Source organism: uncultured Amnibacterium sp. (genome assembly GCF_964245895.1).
GTDB lineage: Bacteria > Actinomycetota > Actinomycetes > Actinomycetales > Microbacteriaceae > Amnibacterium.
On the sequence record NZ_CAXTOQ010000111.1, the window covers coordinates 1 to 11672 of the forward strand.

The window sequence follows — 11672 nt, forward strand, 5'->3', positions numbered from 1 at the left end:
CGTGCTGCCCGCGCTGCAGGCCGAGAACGAGCTGACGGTCGTCGCGACGATGCGCTACTCCCGCTCCGGCGAGGGCCTGCACCGCTTCGTCGACCCGGCCGACGGCCACGTCTACCTCTACACGCAGCTCGCGACCACCGACGCGCGCCGCGTGTTCGCCTGCTTCGAGCAGCCGGACCTGAAGGGCCGCTTCGCCCTCGAGGTCACCGCGCCCGACGGCTGGGACGTCCGCTCCAACCAGCCGGTCGCGGCGCAGGAGGGGGTCGGCGACGGCGGCCGATGGTGGCGCTTCGACCGCACTGAGCCGCTGTCCACCTACCTCGTCGCGCTGATCGCGGGCGCCTGGGTCGCGCACACGAGCGAGCTGACCTCCGCCGACGGCCGCACGATCCCGCTCGGCGTGCTGACCCGCGCCTCCCTCGCTCCGTTCATCGACCCGGAGGAGCTGTTCGACGTCACGCGCGGCGGCTTCGGGTTCTACGAGGACGCGTTCGGCATCCCGTTCCCGTTCGCGAAGTACGACCAGGTGACCGTGCCCGAGTACAACTGGGGCGCCATGGAGAACCCGGGCCTCGTCACCTTCAACGAGGTCTACGTGTTCCGGTCCACCCCGACCGACGCCCAGCGCGGCGAGCGCGCGATGGTCGTGCTGCACGAGCTGGCGCACATGTGGTTCGGCGACCTCGTCACGATGCGCTGGTGGGACGACCTGTGGCTCAACGAGTCGTTCGCCACGTTCATGTCGTTCCTCTGCACCTCGGAGACGACCAGGTGGACCGACGCGTGGGCCGCGTTCACGACGACGGAGAAGAACTGGGGCTACGAGCAGGACCAGCTGCCCTCCACCCACCCGATCGTCGCCGAGATCGCCTCCGTCGAGGACCTCGCGGTGAACTTCGACGGCATCACCTACGCGAAGGGCGGCAGCGTCCTGAAGCAGCTGGTCGCCTACGTCGGCCGGAGGGAGTTCTTCGCGGGCATCGCCGCCTACCTCCACGAGCACGCGTGGGGCAACGCGACCCTCGCCGACCTGCTCGCGCACGTCGCCGCCTCGAGCGGTCGCGACCTGGCCGCGTGGAGCGCGCAGTGGCTCGAGACGTCCGGCGTGAACACGCTGGTGCCGGAGATCGAGACCGACCCGAAGGGCGTCATCACCCGCTTCGTGATCACGCAGCAGCCCGCGCCGATCGGCGACCAGGACCTGCGCCCGCACCGGCTCGCGGTCGGGCTGTACCAGCCGGACGGCGAGGACGGCGCGCTCGTGCGCGTGCAGCGGGAGGAGCTGGACGTCGTCGGCGAGCGCACCGACCTCGCCGCGCTCGTCGGCAGCAAGCGGCCCGCGGTCGTCCTGCTGAACGACGACGACCTCGCCTACGCGAAGGTGCGGCTGGACCCCTCCTCCCTCGCCGTGGTGCAGCGCGCGCTGTCGTCCGTGCCGGCGGAGCTGCCGCGCACCCTGCTGTGGAGCGCGATCTGGGACATGACGCGGGACGGGGAGGCGTCGGCGTCCGACTTCGTGCGCCTCGTGCTCGACCACGTGGGCGCGGAGACGTCCGCGGTGCTCCGCGACACCCTGCTGAAGCAGGCGGTCCTCGCGGCGGAGGAGTACGTCGACCCCGACCTGCGGGCCGCCGGCCTCGAGGTGCTCGCGGACGGGCTGCTGCGGCTGCTCGCCGACGCCGCGCCGGGTTCGGACGCGCAGCTGCAGCTCGCGAAGGCGTTCGCCCGCGTCGCCCGCACCGGCGAGCAGCTGGACCGGCTCGCCGACCTGGACGGTGGCGCCGCCGAGGGCCTGCCGCTCGACCCCGATCTGCGCTGGCAGCTGCTGACCGGGCTCGTCGTCGGCGGGCGGGCCGGGGAGGCGGAGATCGCCGCGCTGCTGGCGGAGGACGACACCGCGACCGGCCTCGAGGCGTCGATGCTCGCCCGGGCCTCCGCGCAGGCGCCGGAGGCGAAGGCCGCCGCCTGGTCGTCCCTGTTCGACTCGGCCGAGCTGACGAACGCGCAGGTCGAGTCGACCGTGAAGGGCTTCCTCCGCGTGCTCGAGCCTGCGGCGCTGGCGCCGTACGTCGACCGGTACTTCGCGGGCATCGAGGCCCTGTGGACCGAGCGGTCCTTCGGGCTCGCCGAGCCGGTCGCGAACGGCGCCTACCCGCGACCGGTCGCGGACGAGTCGCTCGCCGCGGCGGCCAGGGGCTGGCTGGAGGCGCGCCCGGACGCGCCGACGCCCCTCCGGCGCCTGATCCGCGAGAACCTCAGCCGCACCGAGCGCGCCCTCGTCGCCCAGGCCCGCGACCGCGCCTGACGCGCGACCGCGCTCCGGACCCGCACGCTTGCCACTATCTGCAGTTCCGTCGGGGTGTCGGATGCCGAAAGCGGCAAGCGCGCGCCGAGTCACCGGCCGTCGTAGAAGGTCACCGTCCAGGTGACGGTGCCCACGGGCTGGATGGCGTACCGGAGGGGGCCGTAGCGCTCCATGCCGCCTTCCTCGCCGACCCCGTAGGAGGTCGTGATGGGCTCGCCTCCGCCGCACACCTTCGGGTTCGGCGACTCGGCGGCGGAGCCGGCGGTGAAGCCGTCCTGCGTCGAGATCACGAGCGTGCCCATCCCTGGCAGGTGAGGACCACGAACAGGGAGTGCGCTCGTCGGGTCATATCGCCGACGACCCGGTCGGACGTGACGCCGCGGGCGCGTCCGATCACGGGCTCGCCGGACGGAGCCGCGTGGGCCGGGAAGTCGAGCAGCGGGAGGCGGATCGGTGAGACCGCGGGCGGCGTCGTGGTCGGCGTGGGGATGACGAGCAGCACGTACTCGGTGCCCGGCCGCACCGTCACGGTCGCAGAACCGCGCAGCTGGGCGGCCGGCACGTCCTCGTACCCGGTGATGGATCCGTGGCAGCCGCCCGAGCTCCGGGCGTCGATCTGGAGCGTCCACGACGATCCGGCGGTGCACACGACGTAGAAACGCACCGACGCGACACCGCGAGGCACGACCAGCGCGAACGTCCGGGTGCGATCCGCGCGGGCGTGGAGGATCGGAGCGGGCGAGTCGCCGATGTAGAGCGCGCTCGACCGGTCCGTGATCTCGGCCAGCGGGTCCTGCAGGGACGCGCCGGTGCTGCTGCGACCCGGAGGCGCCTCCATCCCGCGGGTCGTCTGCAGCACGCCGAGCGTCGCGACGGCGAGCACGAGCGCGGTCGCGACGGTGACCCAGACCTGCGGGCGGTGGATGACGCGCAGTGGCGCCGGCACCTCGTGCCGGTCCGCCAGCGCCTCCAGCTCGTTCCGGAGCGCCGCGGAGAGCACGGGATCGAACTGCCTGGTGGTCATCGCGCTGCTCCTTCCGGAAGCGAGGTGTCGGTCAGCGGGCCGTCGGCGCCGAGGCGTTCCCGCAGCCGCTTCCGCGCCCGGTGGAGGCGGACCCTCGCGGCGCCGGGGGAGAGGTCGAGCGCGGCTGCGGCCTCGGTCGGGGTGAAGCCCTCGAGCGCGGTGAGCAGCAGCAGCGCCGCGTCCCGCTCGCCGAGCGCGTGGACCGCCGCCAGCAGCCGTTCGCGGGCGATGCGCTCCTCCGCGGTCTCGGCGGGGTCCCCGCGCTCCTCGGATCGCGGGAGGCGGTCGATGGCGGCGCGATAGCGGCGCAGCCCCCGCCCGGAGTTGCGGGCGAGGTTCGTGGTCGTGACGAGCAGCCACGGCAGCACCGACCCGTCGACGACCGGTACCGCGTCGCGCCGCCGCCACAGCTCGAAGAACGCGCCCGCGACGACATCCTCCGCGTCGTGCGCGGAGGCGCAGAGCCGCAGCGCGTGTCGGAACGCCCGGTCGCGATGGGCGTCGAACACCGCGGCGAACGCCCGCCCGTCGCCCGAGCGGGCGCGGGACCAGAGCGCGGTCTCGTCGGCGATGGTCGACATCATGCCCCGACATGTCCGAGGGGCCCGGCAGCGTTACAGCGCACCGAGCGCGCCCTCGTCGCCCAGGCCCGCGACCGCGCCTGACGCGCGACCGCGCTCGACCGCCTCTGCGTTTTGAAGGCGTTTTGGCGCCCTCGGCAGCGCAGGTGTCGCGGCGACTTCGGCGCCAGAACGCCTTCAAACGGAATCGGGCGTCACTGCGAACTCGGCGCCAGAACGCCCTCACAACGGGATCAGCGGAGGCGCTCCACGATCGCGGCGCCCAGGTCGTCGCCCGAGAGCCAGGCGGCCTCCACCTTGCTTCGCGCGCTCCAGCCGTCGCCGCACAGCCCGATGCCGGTCGGGGAGAGCGCGAAGGTCGCGTCCCGCGGCTCGCTGGGCTGGGCGTAGGTCCAGCGGTGCGCGAACGCGTCCGGCGCGTCGAGGCCGACGCCGAGCACCTGCCGCATCGCGTCGAGCGCCGGCGCGATCGCCGCAGCGGGATCGTCCAGGTGCGCCGCCGCGAGCTCTGGAGTCGTGTGTGCGACGAGCACGGGCGCGCCGTCGCCGCGGCTCGCGCCGTCGTCGGCCAGCCAGCGGATCGGGAGGCCGGAGACGAACGCGCCGTCGAAGTCGGGCCAGGTCCGCTCCGCGACCGGCGCGACGACCGTGATGCCGGGGGAGTAGGACTGCTGCGCGGTCGCGACGAGCTCCAGGTGCTCCGCCTGCAGGAGGCGCACCGCCTGGGGGCCCGGCATCGCGAGCACGACCGCGTGTGCGGCCTCGAGCCCACCATCGACGAGCCGGCCGGGACCCACGGTCCGGACGTCGCGCTCCACCGCGTCGATGCCGACCGCGAGGTCGTCGACCAGGCTGCGCATGCCGCGCGGGGCGGCGTACCGCATCGGCCCCTGCCGGTGCCCGCCGAGCCCGCCCGGCCCGGCGGTGCGGAAGGTGTCGGTCCACGGCCGCAGCAGCCCGCGCCCGACCCAGCCATTAACGACGGCTCGGAACCGCTCGTCGGTCGCGGTGCAGTACGGGGCGCCGAGGTCGATCGGGTGGTCGTGGCGCGTCCTCGCCGCCAGGCGGCCGCCGAGCCGCCTCCCGCGATCGAGCACCTGCACGAGCAGGCCGGCCTCGTCGCAGCGGCGCGCGCAGGCGAGGCCGCTGATGCCGCCGCCGACGACCAGCACGTCGGCGGTCACACGCCGCTCGACGTCCGCGCGTTGTACACGGTCACGTCGGGGTCGGCGCCGTACCGCTCGAACACGGCGACGGCCTCGTCGGTCAGCACGCCGACGCGCACGCGCACCCCGCGCGCCTCCAGCTGCTGTGCCCAGTCCCCGCGCATCGGGCCCTCGTCGAAGCCGGTCAGCGCCTCCAGCTCGGGCCCGTCGCCGGCGACCACCAGGCCGCGCACCCCGGACCACAGCGTCGCGCCGTAGCACATGGCGCACGGCCGCCAGTTGACCCACAGCTCCAGCGGATCGTCCAGCGCACCGAGGTCCCAGGTGCCCAGCCTCGCCTGCGCGAGCGAGATCGTGACGACCTCCGCGTGCATCGAGGAGAGGCCGGAGGCGAGCACCAGGTTCACGCCGGCGGCGACGACCTCGCCGCTGCCGCTGCGGACCGCGAGCGCCGAGAAGGGGCCGCCGCTGCCCTCCGCGATGTTCCGCTCCGCGAGCCGGTTGAGCAGGCGCATGCGCCCCTCGTCGGAGCCGAGGCCGGCGCGCGCCGCCGCCACCTCGTCGTCCACCCACGTGGGGAGCTCGGCCCCGAACGCACGAATCGCCATGCGTCGATCCTGGCGCACGCCGCCCGAGCGCCCGGCGCGCGGCATCAGCCGTCGACGCGCGTCATCCCGACGCTCGAGCACGCCGTGCCGTCCGGGTACACCTGCAGCAGGCCGTCGTCCGAGCGGCACAGCACGCCCGGCAGCGCGGAGGGGGAGGGGGCGCCCGCGGCTTGCCCCTGCACGCCTGTCGCCTCCGGCGCCGCCGCATCGGACACGGTCTTCTCGAGCGCCCGCGCGCAGGCCTCGAACGCGGATTCGGGGAGGCCCTTCGGGTCCGCCTCCGCGGCCAGGGTGGCGCGGTCGCCGTGGCAGAGCACCTTCACGAGGGCGCTCGAGTCCGCCGCGGACCCGCCTCCCGAGGCTCCCGACGACAGCGACGCGCTGCGCGGCAGCACGAGCGAGAAGCCGCCGACCACGATCGCGAGCGCACCGACCGCGGCCGCCGCGCCGCCGACCCGCTGCGCCGTCTCCCGCCGCCGGGCGATGCGCCGCCGCACGCCCTGCTCGATGCGCCGCAGCTGCTCCTCGTCGGGCACGCCGCCGCTCACGGCCGGTCCTCCAGGTCCCGTCGGAGGCGCGCGCGGGCGCGGCTCAGCCGGTTCCGCACCGCGCCCTCCGTCATGCCGAGCCGGGCGGCCGCCTCCGCGTACGTCACGTCCTCGACGAGGCACAGACGGGCGACCGCGGCGTCCCGCTCGGGCAGCGCCGCGAAGGCGCGCTGCAGCAGGTCGGCGACCTCCCCGCGCTCGACGGCCAGGTCGATCGCGACCGGCGGCACCGGGACCTCCCGCTCGTGGTTCGCGCGCCGCAGGCGGGCGCGGCGGCGGTTCGCCGACAGGTGCTTCACCGTCACGATCAGCCACGGCAGCGCCGAGTCGCCGACGAAGCGCACCCGCCCGCGCTTCCGCCAGAGCAGCAGGAACGCGTCCTGCACGATCTCCTCCGCATCGGCGGCGGACTCGAGCTGTCGGTACGCGACCGCGTAGAGCGGGCCGCCGTGCCGGCGCACGATCGCGCCGAACGCGTCCTCCGCCGCCCGGCCGGTGCGCGCGAGCAGGTCGGCGTCGGCGACGTCCATCCGCGCCTCCGCCCCCGCCGCGCCTGCGCGCCGCCGATCCGCATCCTGCCAGCGGACGACCGGGGAGGGGAGGGCCGCGCTCACGCGGACGTCGGGCGGCGCCGAACGCGGCGGGCGATCAGCGCGGCCGCGGCGCCGAGCGCCCCGAGCACGACCACCCACGGCAGCAGCACGCCGGCCCCGACGGCGAGCGCGGAGCCCGTCGCCGCGAGCGCCTCGAACCCGGCCACGAGGCCGCCGACGAAGTCGCCCGGGCCGGCCTTCGGGGCCGCGGCCGGCACCACGACCGACACGTCGAGGGTCGCGTACGCGACCTGGTCCGTCAGGGTCCGCTGCTCGGCGAGCAGCTGCTCGAGCGTGCCCTGCCGGTCCGTGAGGGCGCCCTCGATCTCCACGAGGGCGCTGCTCGACGTCGCCTTCGCCAGCAGCGCCTGCAGGCGGGTGATCGACGTGCGCAGGTTCGCGATGCGCACGCCGTAGTCCGTGACCCGCGCGGTGACGTCGGTCGCGTCGATCTGCACGTCGCGCACGTCGACGCCGTCCTGCTGCTGGATCGCCGTCAGCGTGCGCTGGAACGCGTCGGAAGGGATGCGCAGCGACAGCTGCGCGGACGGGCGCCCCGACGGGTCCTCGCTGCTGCGGGCGATGCGCCCGTCCGCCGCCTCCACGAGGTCGGTGATGCGCTGCGCGATCCGGATCGGGTGGTCGGAGACGAGCCGCAGCGAGCCGGTGGTGACGACGGCGCGCTCGGCGGGGGCCGCTGCCGGCTCGGCCGCGCCGCCGCTCGAGGCGCTCCGGCCGGTCACCCCGGCGGCCGCCTTCCCGCTCGTGTCCGCCACGCCTCCGCCGCCGCCGCTCGTGCCGGAGGAGCTGCCGCCGCCGCTCGCGGAGCAGCCGGCGAGGGCGGTGACGACGATCAGCGCCGCGGCGGCGGCGGTCACGAACCTGGTGCGCATACCCGGGAGTGTCCGCAGCACGCCCCTCCCTCTCACCCGGTCCTTCGTGGATCCGGGCCGGCGCTCTTGCACACCGCGGCGGGCGGACCCCCGGATCCACGAAGAACATGGGGCGCGGTGCCCTCCGTCCGGGGGCGAGCGGGGCCGGAACCCGCCTGTCCGTGCGAACGCGGGGGCCGAGACCCGTACCGTGCAGGGCATGGTCCGACGCGCCGAGGGACGCACCCCGTGAGCACGGGGCGCGTCGGCGCGCCCGCGCTCGGCTGGTGGACGGTGCCGAACGTCGTCACGATCGCCCGGCTCGCGCTGATCCTGCCCGTCGCGGTGCTGATCGTGCAGCACCAGCAGCCGGTGCTGACGCTGCTGCTGCTCGTCCTCTTCGGCGCCACCGACTGGGTCGACGGCTACCTCGCGCGGCGGCTGCAGCAGACCAGCGCGGTCGGCGTCGTGCTCGATCCCATCGCGGACCGCGTCGGCCTGGTCGCGATCGTGCTGGCCTTCGTCGCCGCGGGCGACCTGCAGCTGTGGGTCGTGCTCGTGATCGTGCTCGTCGACGTGGGCCTCGGCGTCCTCTACCTGATCCGCCGCGCGGGGCAGCCGCCCGGCGTCGCGCCCGTGGGCAAGGTCCGCACCGCGGTGCTGATGACGGGCGTCGCGCTGCTGGGCGTCGGCCTGCTGCCCACCCCGATCCCGTTCACCACGGTCGGCCAGGCCCTCTGCGGCCTCGGCGCGATCCTGCACATCGCCTCCGGGCTGGGCTACCTCCGGGTGCTGCTCACGAGGCGCACGGCGAGCTGACACCATCGCGACACCACGGTGCTTGACATCGACACCACGTGGTGTCAGGGTGGTGTCATGCAGCTCGACCGGTACGCCGACCGCCTCCGCGCCCAGCTCGCCGCCGTCGCGGACACCGGGTCGCCGGAGGTGCAGGCGCTCGCCGAGCGCATGAGCACGGCGCTCGAGCCGGCGATCCGGCTCGTGCTGCTCGAGCTGCTGTCGGAGGCCGCCGGCGACATCAGCAGGGAGCTCGCTCCCGGCTCCGTCGACGTGCGGCTGCGCGGGCGGGAGCCCGAGCTGGTGGTCACCAGGGCCCCCGAGCCGACCGTCCCGGCCGCCGCCGCGGTGGCGCCCGCCCCGGCCCTCGCCGAGCCCGCCGACGACGAGCCCGCGACGTTCCGCACCACCCTGCGCCTGCCCGACCGCCTGAAGACGCGGGTCGAGCAGGCCGCCTCCGCCGACGGCGTGTCCGTCAACACCTGGCTCGTGCGCGCCGTCTCCGGCGCCCTCGACGCCGGACGCCCCCGCTCCACCGCTCCGACGCAGACCGGGAACCGCTTCACCGGCTGGGTCCGCTAGCCCCTCCCGCGCTCCACCCCCGAGGTCCCGCCGCCGGCGGGGCCCGTCCGTCACGCCTTTCTGAGAGGAACGCGCATGCCCGCCTTCGAGACGTCGCAGCCCATCGAGCTGGACGTCGACCTGTCCGTCGGCCACATCGAGGTCGTCGCCGAGGACCGCGCCGACGCGGTCGCCGACGTGCTGCCCACCAACCCCGAGCGCTCCGGCGACCGGTCGCTCGCCCAGAGCGCGACGGTCGAGTTCGACGGCGCCCGCCTGCGGGTCTCGGTGCCGCGCCGGATGAACCTGTTCGGCCGCAACGACTCGGTGGACCTGCGGGTGCTGCTCCCGCAGGGCTCGGCCGTCGACATCCGCAGCGCGTACGGCGCCGTCCGCCTGCGCGGCGGGATCGGCCGCGCCCGCGTCGACGCGAAGTACGGCACCGTCGCGATCGAGCGCACCGGCGACCTGGACCTGTCCGCGCCCTACGGCGAGGTCGACGTGCGGGAGGTGGGGGGCCGCCTCGACCTCGAGGCGGGGCACAGCCGCACCCGCATCGGCAGCGTCGCGGGCGAGGCGAGGATCCGGGCGGCGCACGGCTCGGTCGACCTCGGGGTCACGCACGGCCCCGTCGACGCGCGGCTGTCCGGCGCGCTGACGATCGACACCGCGCTCGCCGACGTGACCGCGCGCAGCGCGCACGGCGCCCTGCGCATCAGGTCCGCGGTCGCGGGCACCATCCGGCTCGAGAACGGCTACGCGGAGGTGGAGGTGGGCGTGCCCGACGGCACCGCCGCCTGGCTCGAGGCGTCGAGCGAGCACGGCGCCGTCCGCAACGAGCTGACCTCGGGCCCCGCGCCGGAGGAGGCCGAGTCCACGGTCGAGCTGCACCTGTCGAGCAGCTGGGCCGACGTCGTCGTGCGGCGCGCAGCCGCCTTCGCCTGAGGAGGGGTCATGACCATCACCGGAACCCGCCCGGCCGTCCGGGTGCGGGGCGTCACCAAGTCGTTCAAGGACGTGGAGGTGCTCCGCGGCGTCGATCTCGACGTCGCGGAGGGCACCATCGTCGCGCTGCTCGGCTCCAACGGCGCGGGCAAGACGACCCTCGTCCGCATCCTGTCGACGCTGCTGAGGTCGGACGGCGGCACCGCGACCGTGCACGGCCACGACGTCGCGACCGCCTCCGCCGAGGTGCGGGAGTCGATCAGCCTCACCGGCCAGTTCGCCGCGGTCGACGAGGTGCTGTCCGGCCGCGAGAACCTGGTGCTCGTCGCCCGCCTGCGGCACCTGCCCGATCCGGGCGGCATCGCCGACGACCTCCTCCGCCGCTTCTCGCTCGTCGAGGCGGGTGGCCGGAAGGCGTCGACCTACTCCGGCGGTATGCGCCGCCGGCTCGACATCGCGATGAGCCTGATCGGCACGCCGCCGGTCGTGTTCCTCGACGAGCCCACCACCGGGCTCGACCCGGAGGCGCGCCTGGAGGTGTGGCGCACGGTCGAGCAGCTGGCCGCCTCCGGCACCACGGTGCTGCTCACCACCCAGTACCTGGACGAGGCCGAGCACCTCGCCGACCGCATCGCGATCCTGCACGAGGGCCGGATCGTCGTGGAGGGATCGCTCGACGACCTGAAGCGGCTGCTGCCGCCCGCGCAGGTCGAGTACGTGGCGAAGCAGCCGACGCTCGAGCAGATCTTCCTCGCCCTGACCGGCGCCGGCACGAGGAACGAGGAGAGGGACCGATGACCACGCACCTGATCGGCGACACCGCCGTCCTGACGGGCCGCTCGCTGAAGCACGTCACCCGCAGCATCGACACCGTGATCACCACGGCGGTGACCCCGATCGCGCTCCTGCTGCTGTTCGTGTTCGTGCTGGGCGGCGCGATCCGCACCGGATCGGGCTCCTACGTCGGCTACCTGCTGCCGGGGATCCTGCTCATCACGATCGCCTCCGGCGTCTCGTACACCGCCTTCCGGCTGTTCCAGGACGTGCAGGGCGGGATCTTCGAGCGGTTCCAGTCGATGCCGATCGCCCGGTCGTCCGTGCTCTGGTCGCACGTGCTCACGTCGCTCGTGGCGAACCTGCTGTCGCTGGTCGTCGTCGTGCTGGTCGGCCTGCTGATCGGGTTCCGGTCGCCGGCCGGGCCGCTCGCGTGGCTGGCCGTGCTCGGGATCCTGGTGCTGTTCACGCTGGCGCTGACCTGGGTCGCCGTGATCCCGGGGCTCGTCGCGAAGACGATCGACGGGGCGAGCGCGTTCTCCTACCCGCTGATCTTCCTGCCCTTCATCAGCTCCGCGTTCGTGCCGACGGCCTCGATGCCCGGTCCTGTCGCCTGGTTCGCCGAGCACCAGCCGGTGACCTCGATCGTCGACGCGATCCGTGCCCTGCTCGCGGACCGGCCGGTCGGCGGGGACCTCTGGATCGCGCTGCTCTGGTGCGTCGGCATCCTGGTCGTCGCGTACGTCGCCGCGATGCTCGTGTACCGGCGACGCATCGCCTGACCGCCCGCCCTCCTTTCGTTCTGCAGGTCTGGCAGACCTACAGAACGAAAGGAGGGTCAGCGGGGGGGGGCCTGCGCCAGGTCGTCCCAGAGGTCCTCCGGCGCCGCCAGCCCGA

General features: G+C 74.7%; 14 protein-coding genes. 6 read left to right on the top strand and 8 right to left on the bottom strand.

The features are described 5' to 3' along the window. Window positions 1–2305: aminopeptidase N (pepN, locus tag ACFE60_RS13720; protein ID WP_375389424.1), on the top strand; the 2305-nt coding region annotated here is incomplete at its 5' end. 89 nt (window positions 2306–2394) lie between these two features. Here the strand turns inward: pepN and ACFE60_RS13725 are convergent. The 8 genes from ACFE60_RS13725 to ACFE60_RS13760 form a co-directional block, all read right to left on the bottom strand. Further along, entirely contained in the window at window positions 2395–2607 is a 213-nt protein-coding gene (locus tag ACFE60_RS13725; protein WP_375389425.1) for a hypothetical protein, read from the bottom strand. Beyond that, entirely contained in the window at window positions 2592–3329 is a 738-nt protein-coding gene (locus tag ACFE60_RS13730; protein WP_375389426.1) for a hypothetical protein, read from the bottom strand. Before ACFE60_RS13730 ends, ACFE60_RS13725 begins: the two co-directional genes overlap by 16 nt. After that, window positions 3326–3913: an RNA polymerase sigma factor gene (locus ACFE60_RS13735; RefSeq protein WP_375389427.1), complete on the bottom strand. Its 588-nt coding sequence runs from the start codon at window positions 3911–3913 to the stop codon at window positions 3326–3328. Before ACFE60_RS13735 ends, ACFE60_RS13730 begins: the two co-directional genes overlap by 4 nt. Window positions 3914–4143: 230 nt before the next feature. Further along, window positions 4144–5094: an NAD(P)/FAD-dependent oxidoreductase gene (locus ACFE60_RS13740; RefSeq protein WP_375389428.1), complete on the bottom strand. Its 951-nt coding sequence runs from the start codon at window positions 5092–5094 to the stop codon at window positions 4144–4146. Beyond that, the gene (locus tag ACFE60_RS13745; protein WP_375389429.1) at window positions 5091–5684 is read right to left on the bottom strand and encodes a nucleoside deaminase; all 594 of its coding nucleotides are present in this window, start codon (window positions 5682–5684) and stop codon (window positions 5091–5093) included. Before ACFE60_RS13745 ends, ACFE60_RS13740 begins: the two co-directional genes overlap by 4 nt. Window positions 5685–5728: 44 nt before the next feature. Then, window positions 5729–6232 carry a hypothetical protein gene (locus ACFE60_RS13750; protein ID WP_375389430.1) on the bottom strand — a complete coding sequence of 168 codons (504 nt, stop codon included), beginning with the start codon at window positions 6230–6232 and terminating at the stop codon, window positions 5729–5731. Then, window positions 6229–6762 (bottom strand): RNA polymerase sigma factor, encoded by a 534-nt coding sequence (locus ACFE60_RS13755; RefSeq protein WP_375389431.1) that lies wholly within the window; start codon window positions 6760–6762, stop codon window positions 6229–6231. The genes ACFE60_RS13750 and ACFE60_RS13755 overlap by 4 nt, the downstream gene beginning before the upstream one ends. An 80-nt stretch (window positions 6763–6842) precedes the next feature. Beyond that, the gene (locus ACFE60_RS13760; protein WP_375389432.1) at window positions 6843–7718 is read right to left on the bottom strand and encodes a DUF4349 domain-containing protein; all 876 of its coding nucleotides are present in this window, start codon (window positions 7716–7718) and stop codon (window positions 6843–6845) included. Window positions 7719–7946: 228 nt separating this feature from the next. Here ACFE60_RS13760 and ACFE60_RS13765 point away from each other — a divergent pair, with 228 nt between their 5' ends. The 5 genes from ACFE60_RS13765 to ACFE60_RS13785 all read left to right on the top strand — a co-directional run bounded on the left by ACFE60_RS13765 (window position 7947) and on the right by ACFE60_RS13785 (window position 11557). Next, window positions 7947–8516 carry a CDP-alcohol phosphatidyltransferase family protein gene (locus ACFE60_RS13765; protein ID WP_375389433.1) on the top strand — a complete coding sequence of 190 codons (570 nt, stop codon included), beginning with the start codon at window positions 7947–7949 and terminating at the stop codon, window positions 8514–8516. Between the two features lie 57 nt (window positions 8517–8573). Beyond that, window positions 8574–9077, top strand: a complete 504-nt coding sequence (locus tag ACFE60_RS13770; RefSeq protein WP_375389434.1) for a histidine kinase — start codon at window positions 8574–8576, stop codon at window positions 9075–9077. 75 nt (window positions 9078–9152) lie between these two features. Then, the gene (locus ACFE60_RS13775) at window positions 9153–10001 is read left to right on the top strand and encodes a DUF4097 domain-containing protein (RefSeq protein ID WP_375389435.1); all 849 of its coding nucleotides are present in this window, start codon (window positions 9153–9155) and stop codon (window positions 9999–10001) included. 9 nt (window positions 10002–10010) lie between these two features. Beyond that, the gene (locus ACFE60_RS13780; protein WP_375389436.1) at window positions 10011–10799 is read left to right on the top strand and encodes an ABC transporter ATP-binding protein; all 789 of its coding nucleotides are present in this window, start codon (window positions 10011–10013) and stop codon (window positions 10797–10799) included. Further along, window positions 10796–11557 (top strand): ABC transporter permease, encoded by a 762-nt coding sequence (locus tag ACFE60_RS13785; protein ID WP_375389437.1) that lies wholly within the window; start codon window positions 10796–10798, stop codon window positions 11555–11557. The genes ACFE60_RS13780 and ACFE60_RS13785 overlap by 4 nt, the downstream gene beginning before the upstream one ends. The last annotated feature ends 115 nt before the right edge of the window (window positions 11558–11672 follow it).

Excerpts from the sequence above, each read along its gene's own strand:
- ACFE60_RS13770 (WP_375389434.1), top strand. The coding sequence starts at position 8,574 with ATGCAGCTCGACCGGTACGCCGACCGCCTCCGCGCCCAGCTCGCCGCC.
- ACFE60_RS13745 (WP_375389429.1), bottom strand. The coding sequence starts at position 5,684 with ATGGCGATTCGTGCGTTCGGGGCCGAGCTCCCCACGTGGGTGGACGAC.
- ACFE60_RS13775 (WP_375389435.1), top strand. The coding sequence starts at position 9,153 with ATGCCCGCCTTCGAGACGTCGCAGCCCATCGAGCTGGACGTCGACCTG.
- ACFE60_RS13785 (WP_375389437.1), top strand. The coding sequence starts at position 10,796 with ATGACCACGCACCTGATCGGCGACACCGCCGTCCTGACGGGCCGCTCG.
- ACFE60_RS13735 (WP_375389427.1), bottom strand. The coding sequence starts at position 3,913 with ATGATGTCGACCATCGCCGACGAGACCGCGCTCTGGTCCCGCGCCCGC.
- ACFE60_RS13780 (WP_375389436.1), top strand. The coding sequence starts at position 10,011 with ATGACCATCACCGGAACCCGCCCGGCCGTCCGGGTGCGGGGCGTCACC.
- ACFE60_RS13755 (WP_375389431.1), bottom strand. The coding sequence starts at position 6,762 with ATGGACGTCGCCGACGCCGACCTGCTCGCGCGCACCGGCCGGGCGGCG.
- ACFE60_RS13760 (WP_375389432.1), bottom strand. The coding sequence starts at position 7,718 with ATGCGCACCAGGTTCGTGACCGCCGCCGCCGCGGCGCTGATCGTCGTC.
- ACFE60_RS13725 (WP_375389425.1), bottom strand. The coding sequence starts at position 2,607 with ATGGGCACGCTCGTGATCTCGACGCAGGACGGCTTCACCGCCGGCTCC.
- ACFE60_RS13730 (WP_375389426.1), bottom strand. The coding sequence starts at position 3,329 with ATGACCACCAGGCAGTTCGATCCCGTGCTCTCCGCGGCGCTCCGGAAC.